The organism is Methyloceanibacter sp. (genome assembly GCF_051306395.1).
GTDB lineage: Bacteria > Pseudomonadota > Alphaproteobacteria > Rhizobiales > Methyloligellaceae > Methyloceanibacter.
Window position 1 is genome coordinate 17,478 of the sequence record NZ_JBPPND010000022.1, and the last position, 16,922, is coordinate 34,399.

At 64.8% G+C, this 16,922-nt stretch carries 16 protein-coding genes; 9 read left to right on the forward strand and 7 right to left on the reverse strand.

Going from position 1 to position 16,922, the window contains the following annotated elements:
- Positions 1 to 3: 3 nt before the first annotated feature.
- Positions 4 to 597 (reverse strand): 2-hydroxychromene-2-carboxylate isomerase, encoded by a 594-nt coding sequence (locus ACSLE4_RS02060; protein WP_435902831.1) that lies wholly within the window; start codon positions 595 to 597, stop codon positions 4 to 6.
- A gap of 81 nt (positions 598 to 678) precedes the next feature.
- Between ACSLE4_RS02060 and ACSLE4_RS02065 the strand changes: the two genes are divergently transcribed.
- The 4 genes from ACSLE4_RS02065 to ACSLE4_RS02080 all read left to right on the forward strand — a co-directional run bounded on the left by ACSLE4_RS02065 (position 679) and on the right by ACSLE4_RS02080 (position 4,708).
- Positions 679 to 1,119, forward strand: coding sequence for a hypothetical protein (locus ACSLE4_RS02065; RefSeq protein WP_435902832.1), 441 nt, complete (start codon positions 679 to 681; stop codon positions 1,117 to 1,119).
- Between the two features lie 567 nt (positions 1,120 to 1,686).
- Positions 1,687 to 2,307, forward strand: a complete 621-nt coding sequence (locus ACSLE4_RS02070) for a phosphatase PAP2 family protein (protein WP_435902833.1) — start codon at positions 1,687 to 1,689, stop codon at positions 2,305 to 2,307.
- 117 nt (positions 2,308 to 2,424) lie between these two features.
- Positions 2,425 to 3,633, forward strand: a complete 1,209-nt coding sequence (locus ACSLE4_RS02075; RefSeq protein ID WP_435902834.1) for an argininosuccinate synthase — start codon at positions 2,425 to 2,427, stop codon at positions 3,631 to 3,633.
- Positions 3,634 to 3,637: 4 nt separating this feature from the next.
- The gene (locus tag ACSLE4_RS02080) at positions 3,638 to 4,708 is read left to right on the forward strand and encodes an NAD(P)H-dependent flavin oxidoreductase (RefSeq protein WP_435902835.1); all 1,071 of its coding nucleotides are present in this window, start codon (positions 3,638 to 3,640) and stop codon (positions 4,706 to 4,708) included.
- 1 nt (position 4,709) lies between these two features.
- Here ACSLE4_RS02080 and asnB read toward each other — a convergent pair whose 3' ends face one another.
- From asnB to ACSLE4_RS02100, 4 genes are all read right to left on the reverse strand, one after another.
- Positions 4,710 to 6,728, reverse strand: a complete 2,019-nt coding sequence (gene asnB / locus ACSLE4_RS02085) for an asparagine synthase (glutamine-hydrolyzing) (protein WP_435902836.1) — start codon at positions 6,726 to 6,728, stop codon at positions 4,710 to 4,712.
- Positions 6,729 to 6,943: 215 nt separating this feature from the next.
- Positions 6,944 to 8,017, reverse strand: a complete 1,074-nt coding sequence (locus tag ACSLE4_RS02090; protein ID WP_435902837.1) for a cupin domain-containing protein — start codon at positions 8,015 to 8,017, stop codon at positions 6,944 to 6,946.
- Between the two features lie 108 nt (positions 8,018 to 8,125).
- Positions 8,126 to 8,620, reverse strand: coding sequence for a pyridoxamine 5'-phosphate oxidase family protein (locus ACSLE4_RS02095; RefSeq protein WP_435902838.1), 495 nt, complete (start codon positions 8,618 to 8,620; stop codon positions 8,126 to 8,128).
- Positions 8,621 to 8,771: 151 nt separating this feature from the next.
- Entirely contained in the window at positions 8,772 to 9,269 is a 498-nt protein-coding gene (locus tag ACSLE4_RS02100) for a pyridoxamine 5'-phosphate oxidase family protein (protein ID WP_435902839.1), read from the reverse strand.
- A 122-nt stretch (positions 9,270 to 9,391) separates the two neighbouring features.
- On the opposite strand from ACSLE4_RS02100, the gene typA reads away from it, so the two are divergent.
- The 3 genes from typA (at position 9,392) to ACSLE4_RS02115 (ending at position 13,984) form a co-directional block, all read left to right on the forward strand.
- Positions 9,392 to 11,218, forward strand: a complete 1,827-nt coding sequence (gene typA / locus ACSLE4_RS02105; protein ID WP_435902840.1) for a translational GTPase TypA — start codon at positions 9,392 to 9,394, stop codon at positions 11,216 to 11,218.
- Positions 11,219 to 11,286: 68 nt separating this feature from the next.
- Positions 11,287 to 11,793 carry an N-acetyltransferase family protein gene (locus ACSLE4_RS02110; protein WP_435902841.1) on the forward strand — a complete coding sequence of 169 codons (507 nt, stop codon included), beginning with the start codon at positions 11,287 to 11,289 and terminating at the stop codon, positions 11,791 to 11,793.
- Positions 11,794 to 11,890: 97 nt separating this feature from the next.
- Positions 11,891 to 13,984: a putative bifunctional diguanylate cyclase/phosphodiesterase gene (locus ACSLE4_RS02115; protein ID WP_435902842.1), complete on the forward strand. Its 2,094-nt coding sequence runs from the start codon at positions 11,891 to 11,893 to the stop codon at positions 13,982 to 13,984.
- 12 nt (positions 13,985 to 13,996) lie between these two features.
- Here ACSLE4_RS02115 and ACSLE4_RS02120 read toward each other — a convergent pair whose 3' ends face one another.
- Positions 13,997 to 14,551: a hypothetical protein gene (locus ACSLE4_RS02120; protein WP_435902843.1), complete on the reverse strand. Its 555-nt coding sequence runs from the start codon at positions 14,549 to 14,551 to the stop codon at positions 13,997 to 13,999.
- 142 nt (positions 14,552 to 14,693) lie between these two features.
- Here ACSLE4_RS02120 and dapB point away from each other — a divergent pair, with 142 nt between their 5' ends.
- On the forward strand, positions 14,694 to 15,491 hold the full coding sequence (dapB, locus tag ACSLE4_RS02125) for a 4-hydroxy-tetrahydrodipicolinate reductase (protein ID WP_435902872.1): 798 nt from the start codon (positions 14,694 to 14,696) through the stop codon (positions 15,489 to 15,491).
- A gap of 209 nt (positions 15,492 to 15,700) precedes the next feature.
- Positions 15,701 to 16,354 carry a 2,3-bisphosphoglycerate-dependent phosphoglycerate mutase gene (locus ACSLE4_RS02130; RefSeq protein ID WP_435902844.1) on the forward strand — a complete coding sequence of 218 codons (654 nt, stop codon included), beginning with the start codon at positions 15,701 to 15,703 and terminating at the stop codon, positions 16,352 to 16,354.
- On the opposite strand, the gene ACSLE4_RS02135 is transcribed toward ACSLE4_RS02130, so the two are convergent.
- Positions 16,351 to 16,860 carry a DUF2244 domain-containing protein gene (locus tag ACSLE4_RS02135; protein WP_435902845.1) on the reverse strand — a complete coding sequence of 170 codons (510 nt, stop codon included), beginning with the start codon at positions 16,858 to 16,860 and terminating at the stop codon, positions 16,351 to 16,353. The genes ACSLE4_RS02130 and ACSLE4_RS02135 overlap by 4 nt on opposite strands.
- Positions 16,861 to 16,922 lie beyond the last annotated feature (62 nt).

Genomic DNA, 16,922 nt, shown 5'->3' on the forward strand with positions numbered 1-16,922 from the left:
CGCTTAGCGTCTCGCCCAAACGAGCGCCGCTTCCAGCCGGTCGTTCCCCCAGAACAGCTCATCGCCCACGGTGAAGGACGGCGCGCCGAAGAGACCGCGGGCTTGCGCCTCCGCCGTCTGCGCTTTCAGCGCCTCTTTCACCTCTTCCGACCCGGCTGCGGCCAACGCGGCCTCGGCGTCGACATCGAGCGAGATGAGGATCGCGCGCAACGTCGCCTCGTCGGATATGTCTTTCTGCTCGGCGTAGTTCGCGACGAACACAGCGCGCGTGAAAGCGGGCGTCCAGTCTTGCTCTTCGCCCGCCAGCGCGAGCCGCGCCGCCTTCAAGCCGTTCTGCGGAAACCGGACCGGCGGCAGGGTGAGCGCGAGCCCGTCCGCTTCACAGACCCGTTCGAGGTCGCGCCACATATAGCGCCCTTTGGTCTTGTAGATGTTGAACGGCGAGTCGTTCCACCCGTACGCTTTGAAGATCGGACCTAGAAGGAACGGCCGCCAGCGCACCGTGACGCCTTCGTCCGCGGCAAGCCGCTCGATGCGCATGGCCGTCGGATAGGAATAGGTGCTGGCGAACTCGTACCAGAAGTCGATTTTGGCCATGGGCTCCGGTCCGTTAGAGTCTTCTGTCTGTCATATAGAGGCGGACGCGGCTTGCGTCACCGCGCGAAGAAAGGACGAAGCGTGATCGGGCGATTGATCTTGCGGGGCCTGGTTGTGGTTCTGGCCTTCGGCCTTGCCGTCGGCGTCGCACTCGCGGTGCTGCTCGCGCTCGGCGCCATGTGGGTCGGCGATGAGCTCCGCGCCGCCGCGCCCAACGATCCTTTGTTCCGCCATGGGGGCGCCGCGGCCTTCGGCGTGGTGCTGTTCACCGGCTTCGTGGCGCCGGCGCTGACGGCCCTTCCGGCGTTTGTGGCAGTCGTGGTGGGCGAGGTGCTGCGCCTGCGGTCTTGGCTGTACTACGTGCTGGCGGGTGGCGCGTCGCTCGCCGCCATTCCGCTTCTTGCCGGCCTGAACGCGAACGGCGCGCCAGACATCCCCGCGGGCGAGTATATGACCATCTTCGCCACGGCCGGATTCGCCGGCGGCTTTATCTATTGGCTCCTGGCCGGTGCCCGGGCCTGACCGGCAAGCCGGTCCTATCCCGCTTGAACGCTAGGAGCCACGGCTCCGGCGTGTAGTCCGTCACGGTCTCGCGCCATGCGCCGCGCGCCATGTTGCGCCGGCGCGCGAAGCCGCACCAACGACCGGTCATTGCATCGCGCGTTTCGCGTTCTCGGTTCGTACTGACTTGACCTTGCATTGCCTTCCACCTCTTCGCCGACCCGCAGCCAAAAACGCCAGTGGCAGCCTCAAGGTTCCCCGCAACATGCATGAGACACGAGATCACTTTCCACAGCCTGTGCACTGATCCGCATCAAACCTGTCACGCAAGCTTCGGCAAATCGTCATTGGGTTGCAGCCGAAACTTCATCCCGGCCACACCGAACTGTCGCGGAGCCTGGTTAGCGTCGTCCCAGATTAGCATTTAGGGGGAATTGTCGTGGCGCGCGGCTGGCTGCTCGCATCTGTCGCACTTGGACTTGTCTTCGGTCTTGTGTTCGCTGTCTATCCGCTGATCGACCTCGAAGTCGCGCGGCTCTTTTTTGACGACCACAAATCGAAGTTCCCCATCTGCTGCTGGTCCCCGCGTTGTTCGCACTGCTGCGCAAGATCGCCTTCCCCGGCTCCAAAATGCTGATCTCGCCGTCGGTGGTGGTCTTCCTCGTCGCCTCGTTCATCGTCGGTCCCGGGCTGACCTCCAATCTCCTGTTGAAGGAGAACTGGGGACGGCCGCGTCCCAATCACGTCGAGCAGTTCGCCGGCACCGCCGACTTCCAGCCCTGGTGGCGGCCGGGCGGCGCCTGCGAGAGGAATTGCTCCTTTGTGTCCGGCGAGGCCAGTCAGGCCTTTTGGGTCGTGGCGCCCGCCGCCCTTGCCCCCGCGCCGATCCGACCCATGGTCATGGGCACGGCCGTCGTGTTCGGCACCTCCGTCGGCGCCATGCGCGTCATCTTCGGGCGCCATTTCGTGAGCGACATTGTCTTTGCTGGGATCATCACCATCGCCATCGTCATGGCGCTTTACTTCTTCTTGCTCGATCCGGTCCGGCGGAACGACGCGCGCATGGAGAAGCTCATCGAGCGCTTCGCGGTGTCGCTGCATCGAAACACCGCGGCGCTGCTGTCGGGTACCGGCACGGCGCTGGCGCACGCGGGCAGCACCTTACGCCATACGGGTCAGCATCTGCACAAACGGATCGCCTGCCTCTAGAGGCAGACGACCCCGCCGGCCCTTGCGCAAGCGCATGGCCCGCCTATAGTCGCGGCCGACTGATCACCCGAGTCGCCTAAGGCGCGCCTTAATCCCAATTCTCCGAGGCCGTTTCCCATGTCCGACATCAAGAAGGTAGTGCTGGCCTATTCCGGCGGGCTCGACACCTCCATCATTCTCAAATGGCTCCAGGAGACTTACGCTTGCGAGGTCGTCACCTTTACGGCCGATCTCGGCCAGGGCGAGGAGCTGGAGCCGGCGCGCAAGAAGGCCGAGCTGCTCGGCATCAAGGAGATCTTCGTCGAGGATCTGCGCGAGGAGTTCGTCCGCGACTACGTGTTCCCCATGTTCCGGGCGAACGCGCTCTATGAGGGCGTGTATCTGCTCGGCACGTCCATCGCCCGGCCGCTGATCGCCAAGCGCCAGATCGAGATCGCGAAGCTGACCGGCGCCGACGCCGTGTGTCATGGCGCCACCGGCAAGGGCAACGACCAGGTGCGTTTCGAGCTTACCTATTACGCGCTGAACCCCGACATCAAAGTTGTCGCGCCCTGGCGCGAATGGGACTTCGCCTCGCGGTCCGACCTCATCGAGTTCGCCGAGAAGCATCAGATCCCCGTCGCCAAGGACAAGCGCGGCGAAGCACCGTTCTCGGTGGACGCGAACCTGCTGCACTCCTCCTCGGAAGGAAAGGTGCTGGAGGACCCGAACACCGAGCCGCCGCCCTACGTGTATCAGCGCACGCTGTCGCCTGAGGAGGCGCCCGACAAGGCGACCGTCATCACCATCGGCTTCGAGAAGGGTGATCCTGTTTCCATCAACGGCAAGAAATTGTCGCCTGCCGCGCTGCTCACGGAGCTGAACGCCTACGGCAAGGAAAACGGCATCGGCCGCGTCGACCTGGTCGAGAACCGCTTCGTCGGCATGAAGTCGCGCGGTGTGTACGAGACGCCGGGCGGCACCATCCTCTACGCCGCGCATCGGGCCATCGAGTCGCTGACCCTCGACCGCGAAGCCATGCATCTGAAAGACAGTCTGATGCCGCGCTACGCCGAGCTCGTCTATTACGGGTTCTGGTTCGCGCCGGAGCGGGAGATGCTGCAGGCGCTCGTGGACAAGAGCCAAGAGAACGTCGAAGGCGAGGTAACGCTCAAGCTCTACAAGGGCAATGTCATCGTCATCGGCCGGGCGAGCGGCAAGTCGCTCTACTCCAGCGAGATCGTCACCTTCGAGGACGATGAAGGCGCCTACGACCAGAAGGACGCCGAAGGCTTTATCAAGCTCAACGCCTTGCGTCTGCGCCTCTTGGGCAAGCGCCGAGGTTGATTGCATGACCTGGCCCGATACCCGAATTCTCGATCTGTTCGGCATCGCCTTGCCTATTCTTCAAGCCCCCATGGCCAACTCGACCGGCGTCGAGGTCGCGATCGAAGTGGCGAAGGCCGGCGGACTCGGCGCCCTGCCCTGCGCGGTGCTCGCACCGAAGGAGATCGAGGCGGGGCTCGCCACCTTCCGGACGCACACCAAGGCGCCGCTCAATTGCAATTTCTTCTGCCACCAGGAGACACCCGACGACCAGGAGCGCGACCGGGCTTGGCTGCTGCACCTCGCGCCCTATTTCGCCGAACTGCATGAAGAGCCGCCGTCCCTGCCACTGCCGCGCGGCCATGCACCCTTTGGCGAGGAGGAGTGCGCCGTGGTCGAGGCGCTGCGCCCGGAAGTGGTCAGTTTCCATTTCGGCCTGCCGGCCGCGCGGCTCTTGGCTCGCGTGAAGGAGGCCGGCTGCAAGGTCATCAGCACGGCCACGTCGCTCCGCGAAGCCGTCTTTCTCGCCGAGCACGGTGTGGATGCGATCATCGCCCAAGGTGCCGAGGCCGGCGGCCATCGCGGCATGTTTCTCGAGACTGAAGTCGCCACCCAGACCGGCACCTTCGCGCTCGTCCGCAGCATCCGCGCGCGCCTCGACCTGCCGGTGATCGCCGCGGGCGGCATCGCCGACGGCCGCGCCATCGCCGGGGCCTTCGCGCTCGGCGCCTCCGCCGTCCAGGTGGGCACCGCCTATCTGCTCTGTCCCGAAGCCTGGACCCATCCGGCACATCGGGCAGCCCTTGCCGATCCTGACCGCGAGACGGCCATCACCAACGTACTGACCGGGCGCCCGGCCCGCGGCATCGTCAACCGCTTCATGCGCGAGCAAGGCTTCGTCAACGCCGGCGTATCGGCCTTTCCGCGCGGCCGCCCCGCCATTGCGCCGCTCCGGGCCAAGGCGGAATCTCAAGGCTCGATGGATTTTTCGCCGCTTTGGTCGGGTCAAGGCCCCGCGCCCGTCGCGGACCGAAGCGCCGGGGACCTCACCCGCAAGCTCGCCGACGAAGCGTTGGCCCGGATCGGCTGCCGCTGAACTAGGGCGCCGCCGCGCCGCCGGCGAGAGCCCGCGGCTGGCGTGCAGGCGGCGCAGCCTTGGGTGCGTAGTCGAGATTCGGCAGCTCGCACAAATCTCCGCCGAGATAGAGGTGATGCCAAAGCTGGGTGGCGACCACGCCGCCGAGACCGAGGCTATCGAACACGCCGAGCTTATCGCCCTCGGCCCGGGCCACCAGCGCGCAATCCCGCTCGACCGCCTCCACATCGAAATAGCCGGTCCGCGCCAGACTCTCCGGGCTCAGCAGATCGCGCACGAAAGCGGGCGGATCGATCAGGAAGGTCTCGGCCGTGGGCGCACGGAACATGTTCTTCGGCCGCAAGGCGACGTCGCGAGGCAGGCGGCGCAAGGCGGCTTGCCGCAGCAAATATTTATCCTTGAGCATGGGCCGAAGTTTCCACCGCGGATGGGTGCGCGCGGCGAGCGCGATCACGTTCTCGTCGAGGAACGGGTAGCGCGTCTCCACGCTGTTCGCCATCGCCACGCGGTCGCCCTTCGAGCCCAAAAGGAGGCCCGGAAGATGGACCTTGTAGCCGAGATAGAGCGAGCGATTCAGCGGATGCCACCGCGCCATGCGCTGGGTATCGAAGTCGAGATCCTCATAGGCCACATGGGACCCGAGTTCTTCCTTCATCCCGGCGCTGTAATAGCGGCCGCGCGAGCGCGCCACGAGATTGTAGAGGATGGACTGCGCGTGCGGTCCGCCGATCATGCCGTCGATGCGGGCCAACTCGGCGAAGCTTTGATCGCGCGCGGCCCATTTGCGCGCCGCGCGGCTGATCACCGTGCTTGGGCGGAAGGCGTCGCCGATGTCGAGACGGCGAGCGATTTCCCGGATCTTGTACCAGACATAGCCGGCAAAAGCCTCGTCGGCGCCTTCGCCGGTGAGCACCACCTTGTAGCCTTGCGCCCGCACCTCGCGCGACAGCGCCAGCAGCGCGGCGCAGGACGTGTCGAGCACCGGACATTCCGCCGCCGTGGTGAGCGCCGCGTAATTGTCGGTGATGATGCCGGCGCCGGCGTCGACCACAGTTGACAGACCGCCGATCGCGCCGGAGGCTTCGAGCGCCTGTGTCGTCTCATCGAGACGAGGATCGGGCACCCGCAAGGTGAAGCTCGGCAGCGGCTTGCCGGAGACGTGCGCGGCGGTTGCCAGCACATAAGCAGAGTCCACGCCGCCGCTGAGATAGCCGACCACCGGCACGTCGGCCCGCAGCCTGATCTCGACGGCGCGGGCGAACGCCTCCTCGAAAGCGTCGATGCCCGCCTCTTCATCGGCGGGATCGTCCTCCTCGCCCCAATCGGGAAAGTCGAAGTCCCAATATTTGGTCTCGACTGGTGTGGCCGCCTTGTCGTCTCTGCCCCAGGCGATCTTCAAACAATGACCCGGCGCCAGCGCCTGCACGCCGTCGAACACGGTGCGGCGCCCGCCAAGGGCGAAGAAGGTGAAGAGATGGTCGAGACCGCGCGGGTCCGCCTTGGGCGTGACGGTGCCCGAGGCGAGCAGCGCTTTGATCTCGGAACCGAAATACAGAAAGTCGCCCTGGCGTGACCAGAACAGGGGGCAAATGCCGACCCGGTCGCGCGCCAGCAGCACGCTCCGCCGCTTGAAGTCGACCAAAGCGAAGGCGAACTGGCCCGTAAGGCGCCCGATGAACCCCTCGCCGTATTCCTCGTAGAGATGGACGATGATCTCGACGTCGCTATGGGTCCGGAACACGTGCCCCTTGGCTTCCAGCTCAGCCCGCCACTCGGGGAACTCGAACAGCTCGCCGTTGCACACAACGGCGACGCTCTGATCCTCATTGAAGATCGGCTGTGCCCCGTCGCTCACGCCGACAATGCTCAGACGCCGGTTGGCCAGGCCGATGCCGGACGCAACAAGGAAGCCGTCATCGTCGGGACCCCGATGGGTGAGCGCGGCGGCCATACGCTCCAGCGTGGCCTGATCGGGCTTTCGCCGGCCTTTGAGGTCGACCACACCCGCTACGCCGCACATGGAGCCTCCTTCGTAAGAAAATGCCAGTCGTGAGCTAGCAATGGAGCGCCGCTCATTGTGGCGGCGGAATCATTGGCACCGGGGGGGGCGCCAAAGGTGTCAAACTGAATAGTACCGGCAGTTGCCAGGATGGGTTAAAATTTATCAAGTTCAATGCCTTGTGCTTACCGCAAGGCGCTCTTTCCCTAGGGAAAAGCCATGGCCGAAGCAGGACGCTAATCGGACATGATCACCGCATCGCCCGGCATTTTCTCGAAAACGCTCTGCTTCACACCGAAATTCGTGGCGAGCAGCAGGTCGGGCGTGCCGGCCATCCAGGCGGTGATGGAGACCGACTGATAGGTCCCATTGTTGAGCACGACGAGCAGTTCGAGATCGTCCTTGCCCGTGTTCTCGATGTAGTGGCCATAACCTTGCGGCACATAGCCTACGTCGCTAGCGCCGAATTCGTCGGTGCGCGCCCGGCCGCCTGAGCCGAACACGGTCATCCGCCCGGTCCCCTTCAGCCAGTACTGCCACTCAGCCGCGTTCGGGTGCCAATGGAGTTCGCGCATGCCGCCCGGCGCAATCGTCAGCAGCGCGCCGGTCATCGTCGAGGAGATGGGAAACTCGATCTCCGAGGCGATGCGCATCTCGCCGCCGGGGAACGGCTCGGGCGCCTGCGCCAAAAGCCGGTAGCGATGGGTGAGCGGCGGCGCGTTCAGGGAGCCGGGCATAGGATCCTCCGGCAGAGGCGGTGGCACCGGCCCCTTGGCGATATAGACCTCCTTCTTGGGAAACTTGGCGAAATCCGCAACCGGCAGACCGAAATTCTTGGCCAGCACCTCATGCGGTGTGTGTCCCAGCCAGTCGGTGATCGAGAACGTGCCGAACTCCGAGAAGTAGCCGTTGTCGAACACCAGGATGAAGGTGCAGCCGCCGTCGAGCCCTTGGATCGAATGGCCGTGGCCGCGCGGGAAGTACCATACGTCGCCCGCCCAGAAATCCACGACCTCCGCCTGGTTCTCCGGATCGATGGTGGTGACGCGGGCGCGGCCGTCGATCATGTAAGCCCACTCCGCCGCGTTGGCATGCCAATGGAGCTCGCGCACCGCCCCCGCCTCGAGCGTCATGTAGACGCCGGCGAGCTTGTCCGACACCGGGAACTGGACGACGGTTGCCTCCTTGGCGGTGCCTCCGTCGAACTGCTTGGTTGGCGTCTCGCCAAGCGCGTAGCGGAAGGAGGGAAGCTCTGGACCCGCGAGCGGCGCGGGCGCCGGCCCATAGGGCGGCTGCATGGTTTCGTGCACGGAAGACTCCATCGCCTTTGAAAGGGCGGAGGAACTCTGCGCCAATTGCGATCGCTGCTGCAACGATTTCCGCGGGGGTGCCCCAATCGGGCGCTAGCGTGCAGGACGCTAAAGCTCGACGCTGACCTTCTCGCTCTCGTCGAGATTGGCTTTGATGCCGTAGAGCCGCGCTTTGGCGAACTGGAAGTCGGCGACGGCTGAGTTTGCCGGGCCGTCCCACATCTCGGCCCGCCACAGCTCGACGCGGATGATCATCAGGTTGGGGTCGTCGGGTCCGCTTAGCCAGCCGTCCTGCTGCCGATCCCAAAGCCGCGCGGCGCAATCGGCGTCGTTGATCACGAACGCTTCGCCGGTCAGAGCCAGGTACACGTTCTCATTTGGGTAGACGAAGGTGAGATAGACCTCCGGGGAGACTTCGATCGCGTGCTCTCGCAAACCGCGCCGGTCCGTGATGAAGCAGATCACGTTCTCGTCGCGCTCGGGAAGCGCCTCCATGGGCCGCACGCGCACCCCGTCGCCGAACTGCGTCGCCATCATGCAGACGCGCGCCTTCTCGATGACTTCCCAGATCCGATCGACGCATTCTTTGTCGTTCTTGGCCATTGTGAATGGACCCCCGTTTGGTGACAGGGTTTCACCCTGAAGGATCGCGCGCGCGAAAGTCCCGCGATCTCGTGTCTTGTGGTGAACGTTTGGCTTCGCGCAACAGCCTTGAGTTGTGCTGCATAAAGTCCTTCGCGGAAGCTCCCGGACGCTACTCCATATCGACGGAGACCTTGCGGTTCTCGCCGAGGTCGGGCTTCTCGCCCCTAGTCCGCGCCTTGGCGAACTCGTGAGCGGCGATCGCTGAGTTCGCCGGCCCGTCCCACATCTCCGCGCGCTTGAGGTCGACGCGCAGGACAAGGAGATTGGGATCGTCGGGTCCGTTCCACCAGGCTTCTTGTTTCTTGTTCCATAGGGCATGCGCGCGCTCGGGATCGCGGCACACGGACGCGTCGCCCGTGAGCGACAGATAGACCTTTTCCGGTGCGTGAAAGAAGGTCAGGCACACTTCCGGGCAGGCCTCGATCTCGTCGTCCTTGAGCCCGCGCCGGTCGGTGAGAAACCAGATGGCGTCGGTCTTCCGCTCCGCCCGCGCCTCCATGGGGCGGGCGCGCAGGCCGTCCGGGAAGTGGGTCGTCATCATGCAGATGCCGGCCTTGCCGATGACCTCCCAGATGCGGTCGAGATGGGCTTTTCCACGCTCGGTCATGCAGCGCCAACGCGTTCCGGGGCCGAGACGTTCCCGTTTAGCGCCCTCATTGCGCCTGCGGACAAAATCACTATATTGCGCTGCAACAACTGCCGCTTCGCGGCCGAAAGACACCCCCGAACATGCAGCTTCGCAATATCGCCATCATTGCCCATGTCGATCATGGGAAAACGACCCTGGTCGACCGCCTACTCCAGCAGTCCGGCTCGTTCCGCGACAACCAGCGCGTGGACGAGCGCGCCATGGACTCAAACGACCTGGAGCGCGAGCGCGGCATCACCATCCTCGCCAAGGCCACCTCGGTCGTCTGGAACGGCACCCGGATCAACATCGTCGACACGCCGGGCCATGCGGATTTCGGCGGCGAGGTCGAGCGCATCCTCAACATGGTGGACGGCGCGCTGGTGCTGGTGGACGCCGCCGAGGGTCCGCTGCCGCAGACCAAGTTCGTCGTGTCGAAGGCGCTCAAGATGGGCCTCAAGCCTATCGTCGTCATCAACAAGGTCGACCGCCCCGACGCCCGCCCCGACGAGGTGCTGAACGAGGTCTTCGACCTGTTCGCCGCGCTCGATGCCAGCGAGGAGCAACTCGACTTTCCGATTCTCTATGGTTCAGCCAAGGAAGGCTGGATGGCCGAAGGCCCCGAAGGCCCAAAGGACCAGGGCATGCTGCCGCTCTTCGATCTCGTGCTGCGCCACGTGGCGCCGCCGACCATCGAGGACGGTCCCTTCCGGCTGATCGGGACGATTCTCGAAGCCAATCCCTATCTCGGCCGCATCGTCACCGGGCGCATTACCTCAGGCACGATCAAGCCGAACGAGATGGTGAAAGTGCTCGACCACAAAGGCGACGTTGTCGAGCAGGGCCGCGTGTCCAAGGTGCTCGCCTTTCGCGGTCTCGAGCGCGCCAGCCTCGACCAAGCATCCGCCGGCGACATCGTCTCGCTCGCCGGACTGCCCAGCGCCACCGTCGCCCACACCATTTGCGCGCCTGAGGTCGACACCCCGCTTCCAGCACAACCTATTGATCCACCTACGCTTTCCATGACATTTCGGGTGAACGACTCGCCGCTCGCCGGTACTGAAGGCTCCAAGGTCACCGGGCGCATGATCCGCGACCGGCTGTTGCGCGAGGCCGAAGGCAATGTGGCGCTGAAGGTCTCCGAGTCCGAGGAGCGTGACTCCATGGAGGTCGCCGGCCGTGGCGAGCTCCAGCTCGGCATTTTGATCGAGACCATGCGCCGCGAAGGTTTCGAGCTCTCGGTCTCGCGGCCCAGGGTGCTGCTCACCCGGGACGAGACCGGCCAGCTTCTCGAGCCCATCGAGGAGGTCGTCATCGACCTCGACGAAGAACACTCGGGCGCCGTCGTGCAGAAGCTGTCCGAGCGCAAGGCGGATCTCGTCGAGATGAAGCCGTCCGGCGGCGGACGCCAGCGTCTCGTGTTCCACGCGCCGACCCGCGGCCTCATCGGCTATCAGGGCGAGCTTCTCACCGACACGCGCGGCACCGGCATCATGAACCGTTTGTTCCACAGTTACGCCCCGCACAAGGGTCCGATCCAGGGACGGCGCAACGGCGTGCTGATCTCCACCGACCAGGGCGACGCCGTGGCTTATGCGCTGTTCAACCTGGAAGACCGCGGGCCGATGATGATCGACCCCGGCACCCGCGTCTATCGCGGCATGATCGTAGGCGAGCACAGCCGCGGCAACGATCTCGAGGTGAATGTGCTTAAAGGCAAGAAGCTCACCAATATCCGCACCACCTCGAAGGACGAGGCGGTACGCCTGACCCCGCCTTTGCGCATGGTTCTAGAGAAGGCGCTGGCCTATATCGAGGACGACGAGCTGGTCGAGGTCACGCCAAAATCGATTCGCTTGCGCAAGCGCCATCTCGATCCGAACGAGCGCAAAAAGGCCGAGCGCCAGCGCGCCGAAGCGGTGGCGTAAGCGCGAAGGGCTGGATAACGCCAACGTCCCCTTTGCCCGGCGCATCGATCCTGCGCTAGGCTCCCATTATGTCCGTCGATGTTGCTCACATCAGGCCGGCACGGCCCAAGGACGCACCCGCCCTCGCATCGGCCTACGAGGACGCATGGCGCGGCGCCTATCAGGGCATCATTCCGCATCTGTCTCTTGAGCGCATGCTCGCCCGGCGCAGCTTACGCTGGTGGCAGCAAAGTCTGCACAAGCGCGCGCCGTTGCTGGTGCTCGACTTCCGCGGCGAGGCCGCGGGCTATGTGACCTTCGGCCGCTGCCGGATGTCGCGCACGGCCTATCAAGGCGAGATCTTCGAGCTGTATCTGCACCCCACCTATCAAGGCCTCGGACTCGGCACCAAGCTGTTCGACGGCGCCCGCTTGCGGCTCGGCGAAATGCGCGTCAAAGGCCTTCTGGTGTGGGCCCTCGCGGACAACGAGGCGGCCTGCGGCTTCTATCTCCGCCTAGGGGGCAAGCCCATCGCCGAAGGGGCGGAGAGCTTCGGCGACACCACGCTGCGCAAGATTGCCTTCGCCTGGGCCTGAGGTCTCTTAAGACCTCGTTTACCGCAAGCGTTGGGTGCGCCTTAACGACCTTCCCTTAATTTTGCGACTTCCAAATTGGCAATGGGATTTCGCAAAAATGACAGAGGTTGGCGCACGCGACCGTTGGATCATGGCAGGTCTGGTGACCCTGGGTCTCTTTACCGTTATTGCCGGCGTCCTGACGGGCCGATCGTCCATCAACTACGTTCTCGGCCGGGACGCCCGGGAAGCGGCGCTCGCCTGGAGCGGAAAGATCGATGCGCAGTTGCGTAGTCCGCAAAGCGACGCGGCGGACAGCGCCACGCCCGACATCCAAGCCTTGAACGCCACGGCACTCGATGAGCTGGCCGCCGGTTCTCAGGAGGCGATCACCCTCCCCGCACGCTCAAGCTTTAGCGGAGACGGCTTCGCGCTGATCGACGGGTTCAATCGGCTCACCCGCGGCTGGTTCCTCAGCAATCTCGACGAGAAGAGTGGCGAGTACGTCAGTCAAATGGACGGCTTTGCCGTAATGACGCCGAAGGGCCAGGCATTGGCGGTCGGCGGCGGCCTCTCGCCCGACGCCCTATCCGACATTCTCGAAAGCGGCGCCGGAACGGCGCTCGCCAAGGCGGTCCGTGACGATACCGTCGAACTTGCTGACATTTCTGGCGAAGACAATTTGCGTATGGCCTTCGTGCCCGTCACGCAAGACGGCAAGATTTCGCGCGTCTATGCCTTCGCCGTCGACCAGACGGCCGCCGCCTCTATCACCAGCATGGCGCTCACCGTGGCGACGCTGACCACGAGCCTCCTCATTGTCATGGGCTTCTCCGTGCCGGCGGCCATCGCCTCGCGGCGCATCCGCGAACGCTGGCACGCCGAGGACAGGATCCACTTCCTGGCCTTGCACGATTCCCTCACCGGGCTGCCCAATCGGGTGCAGTTCCGCCAGCATCTCGACCGTGCGGTGGCGCGCGCCAAGCGCCACGGCAATATCGTCGCGGTGTTCTGTCTCGACCTCGACCGCTTCAAGCAAGTGAACGACACGCTCGGCCATGCGACCGGCGATGCGTTGCTGGAGGAAGTCGCCGCGCGCCTGAAGGAGAATATTCGCGAGGTCGATCTCGTCGGCAGGCTTGGTGGTGACGAGTTCGCCGTCGTCGCCGAGGAGATCGAGACGCCCGAGGATGCCATGCGGCTCGCCCGCCGTCTCTGCAATGCGCTCGGCGCCGGTTACCAGGTGAACGGCCACGAGGTCACGACCTCGGCCAGCATCGGGATTGCCCTTGGCCCTCTCGACACCGAGCCAAACGACGCGCTGTTGAAGAACGCCGATCTCGCGCTCTATCGCGCCAAGGAAGACGGCCGCAACACCTTCCGCTTCTTCGAGCCGGCCATGGACGCGGCGCTTCAAAAACGCCGCCGTCTGGAGAACGATCTCCGCAGCGCCTTGCGCAAGAACCAACTCTATCTCGACTACCAGCCGCAATTCGACTTGGAGAGCGGCAAGTTGACCGGCTACGAGGCCCTGGTCCGCTGGTGGCATCCCTCCGAAGGGGAGATTCCGCCCACCACCTTCGTTCCGATCGCCGAAGAGACGGGCCTCATTGTGCCGCTCGGCGAATGGATCCTGAAAACGGCGTGCGCCTACGCCACCACGTGGCCGCTCGATACCAAGCTCGCCGTCAACCTCTCGCCCGCCCAGTTCAAGACCCAGGATGTCTACAGCCTGGTGCGCCGCGTGCTGGCCGAGACAGGACTTGAACCCGACCGTCTCGAGCTCGAGATCACCGAAGGCATCATCCTGCAGAACACCGAATCGGTTATCGACACCCTGACCCGGCTCGATCAGCTCGGCGTCTCCATCGCCATGGACGATTTCGGCACCGGTTATTCGAGCCTCTCTTACCTCACCCGTTTCCCGGTCAAGAAGATCAAGATCGACCGCTCTTTCATCGACACGTTGGGGACCAGCCCGCAGACGAGCGCCATCGTGTCGAGCATTGTCGGCCTCGGCCAATCGCTGCACGTCACAATCACGGCCGAAGGCGTGGAGACCGAAGGTCAAGCCGCCATGCTCAGGAAGTGGGGCTGCGATCAGGTGCAGGGCTACTATTACGGCCGGCCCGAGGCCGAGATCTCGGAGAACGACGAAGACGATACGCCCCTCGACGCGCCTCCGCCGCTGGACCGCCCCCTCGTCGCTTAGTCCGTTCGTGCTCTAGTCGATCTGTTTGCCGTCTGGGCCGTAGGTCCGGAGCCGGTCCCGCTTGCAATCGAAACCCCGCGCCTGAGCGTCGGCGATCTCGCGTGCCAAGCCGTTGGCGTTTGGGTTTCCGGCCGCTTGGATATGGGCCACGTGACAGGCGTCCGTCTCGCCGAGCTTGGTGACGACCAGCGTCGAGCCCTTGGCGCCGTCAGAATCCCAGTGGAAGCGCAGGATCGTCGCGAACGGCTCTCCATCCGCCAGCCGCCATTCGAGCGTCTCGCCGGTTGTGTTGAATGCCGGCACTGTCTGCTGCGCCGCAGTCTGCGCGGCGGCGTCGGGGCCATAGGAGACGAACATGCGTAAGTCCCCCTCCGCCACGCGCACGTCCAGGCCGCCAAGGCCCTTGCAGAGGAACACCCCGCCATACTCGGCGGCCTCCGGCGGCGTGACGTTCTCGCACGCTTTCAGCGCGAGCGGCGTATAGACGCTCTTTATCGTTTTGGCCGAGGCCGCGGACGACAGCAGCACGAGGGCCAAGCCGAAAGCGCAATGGCGCGCGCTTATCATCTGGTTTGATCCATATCAGGCCGACGCTTGCGACTTGTGACCGGCCCCGCGCCGTCCTAGAACCACGCGGAGACTTCAAGCGGCCGTTTTATCACGGCAGGGGCTTCATCGCAGCAAAGGTGGCCGGTTCGCCATGAGTGACATGAGGATCGCGGTTCTGGGCGCGGCCGGGCGCATGGGTCAGGCGCTGACCCGGGCGCTGGCCGAGACGCCGGGCTGCGAGGTCGCCGGCGGACTGGAGACCAAGGGCTCGCCCGCGCTTGGCCAGGATATCGGCGAGGTCGCAGGCCTCGAAGCGCTTGGAGTTCCTATCACCGACGATCCGCTGCCGCTCTTTGCCAGCATTGACGGGGTGCTCGATTTCACGCTGCCCAAGGCCACGGTCGAGTTCGCCGCCCTCGCGGCGCAAGCTCGCATCGTTCATGTGATCGGCACCACGGGCTTTTCCGGCGACGATCTCGCCAAGCTCGACGCGGCCGCCTGGCACGCCACCATCGTCAAGGCCGGCAATATGAGCATGGGCGTGAACCTCATGGCCGCGCTCACCGCGCGCGTGGCAGAGACCCTCGGCCCCGAGTTCGACATCGAGATCCTCGAAATGCATCACCGCCACAAGCGCGATGCCCCTTCGGGCACCTCGCTGATGCTGGGCGACGCCGCCGCCAAGGGCCGCAGCGTCTCGCTCGCGGAAAAGAGCGTCAAAACCAGGGACGGAGACACGGGCCCCCGCCGGGAGGGCGATATCGGCTTCGCCGCGCTCCGTGGGGGCGACGTGGTCGGCGAGCACAGGGTGATCTTTGCCGGGCCCGGCGAGCGGATCGAGCTCGCCCATATCGCCTCGGACCGCGGTATCTTCGCCCGCGGAGCAGTCCGCGCCGCGCTCTGGGCCAGAGGCAAGCCGCCTGGCCTCTATTCCATGGCCGACGTGCTCGGATTGTGACGGGCTCGTTGATATCTGGGGCACCACCATTGGCAAGACCATGCGGAACCGCCTAAAACCTTCCGCACAGTCGGAAAGTGGCCCAAAAGAGGGGCGATGCTGACGCTGGCTTTTAACTTTCATCGCCTATATTGGCGTGCGACCGAGAGGGGCCAGTAAGGCCCGCTTCGGCCGCCGGAAACGCGATGACAGGGCGCCTTCCAAGGGAAATGCTCCAAAAAACAAGCGAAAAGCCGCGGAAGTCCGACAACGTGCTGGTGCTCGTCCGCCACGGACAGAGCGAGTGGAACCGGCTCAACATGTTCACCGGCTGGAAGGACGTGGGGCTGAGCGAGGAGGGCGAGGCCGAGGCTCACAGGGCCGGACAGTTGCTCAAGCAAGAAGGGCTCGTCTTCGACAGCGCCTTCGCCTCGACGCTAAAACGCGCCCACAACACCCTCGACATCATCCTTGGAGAGCTCGGCCAGGGGAAGCTTCCCACCGTCAAGGCCGCGGCCTTGAACGAGCGCGACTACGGCCAGCTTGTCGGCATCAACAAGGAAGAAGCCCGCAAGCGCTTCGGCGCCGACCAGGTGCATGTCTGGCAGCGCTCCTACGACATCGCACCGCCTGGCGGCGAGTCGCTGAAAGACACCGCCGCGCGCGTCTGCCCCTTCTTCGACAGGTGGATCGTGCCCGAGCTGCAAGAGGGCAAAAATGTCATCGTCGTCGCCCACGGCAACTCGCTCCGCTCGCTGATCATGGAGCTCGACAAGCTCACGCCGGAAGAGGTGCAGGACTATTCGATCGCAACGGCCACGCCGGTGATCTACCGCGTCAAGGCCGACGGCACCCTAGTGGAGAAGCGCAACCTCGCGGCTTAGGCCGTGCGCGGCAAGCGCGCCTCGCGCAATGCTTGCTTCAGCGCGCTGGCGAAATCCTCCCGCTCGGGATCGGTCAGGAAGCTTGCGAACACGAGCCGCTCGCCATGACTGGCGATCGACAGCTCGGATGTGCGCCCCACCCGCTCATCGAGATTGAGCCGTACCCAATAAGGATTGAAGCGCCACGACTGCGCGCGGCCGCTCGGCGCCACGCGCGTCACCGTCAGCGCATCCTCCGTAAGGTCCACCGTCTCGTACACGCGCAAGGCGCGGAAGTTGACGCGGAAGGCGGTATAGATCAGCAGCACGTCGAGGCCCATGAAGCCCATCACCGGCCAAGCGCCCATCAAGTAAAACATCAGCCCGGTGCCGAACGAGATCGTGCTGATCGCCGCCATGAACACCAGGAACCCTCTCGGCCCGAGCGAGCGGTTCGGCGTCAGCACGGCGCTGAACTGGGGGTCGCCGTCGGCGGGACCTTGTGGAGCGGGGGATGGCTCTGTCATAGCAGTGAAGCTAATACGTTCCTCGGGGGTGACAAGGGTCTGTGACCGCTCAAGCCAAACAC

Bases quoted from the DNA above. Each gene is read 5' to 3' on its own strand.
- ACSLE4_RS02060 (WP_435902831.1), bottom strand. From the start codon at position 597: ATGGCCAAAATCGACTTCTGGTACGAGTTCGCCAGCACCTATTCCTAT.
- ACSLE4_RS02075 (WP_435902834.1), top strand. From the start codon at position 2,425: ATGTCCGACATCAAGAAGGTAGTGCTGGCCTATTCCGGCGGGCTCGAC.
- ACSLE4_RS02080 (WP_435902835.1), top strand. From the start codon at position 3,638: ATGACCTGGCCCGATACCCGAATTCTCGATCTGTTCGGCATCGCCTTG.
- asnB (WP_435902836.1), bottom strand. From the start codon at position 6,728: ATGTGCGGCGTAGCGGGTGTGGTCGACCTCAAAGGCCGGCGAAAGCCC.
- ACSLE4_RS02095 (WP_435902838.1), bottom strand. From the start codon at position 8,620: ATGGCCAAGAACGACAAAGAATGCGTCGATCGGATCTGGGAAGTCATC.
- ACSLE4_RS02100 (WP_435902839.1), bottom strand. From the start codon at position 9,269: ATGACCGAGCGTGGAAAAGCCCATCTCGACCGCATCTGGGAGGTCATC.
- typA (WP_435902840.1), top strand. From the start codon at position 9,392: ATGCAGCTTCGCAATATCGCCATCATTGCCCATGTCGATCATGGGAAA.
- ACSLE4_RS02110 (WP_435902841.1), top strand. From the start codon at position 11,287: ATGTCCGTCGATGTTGCTCACATCAGGCCGGCACGGCCCAAGGACGCA.
- ACSLE4_RS02115 (WP_435902842.1), top strand. From the start codon at position 11,891: ATGACAGAGGTTGGCGCACGCGACCGTTGGATCATGGCAGGTCTGGTG.
- ACSLE4_RS02120 (WP_435902843.1), bottom strand. From the start codon at position 14,551: ATGATAAGCGCGCGCCATTGCGCTTTCGGCTTGGCCCTCGTGCTGCTG.
- dapB (WP_435902872.1), top strand. From the start codon at position 14,694: ATGAGGATCGCGGTTCTGGGCGCGGCCGGGCGCATGGGTCAGGCGCTG.
- ACSLE4_RS02130 (WP_435902844.1), top strand. From the start codon at position 15,701: ATGCTCCAAAAAACAAGCGAAAAGCCGCGGAAGTCCGACAACGTGCTG.
- ACSLE4_RS02135 (WP_435902845.1), bottom strand. From the start codon at position 16,860: ATGACAGAGCCATCCCCCGCTCCACAAGGTCCCGCCGACGGCGACCCC.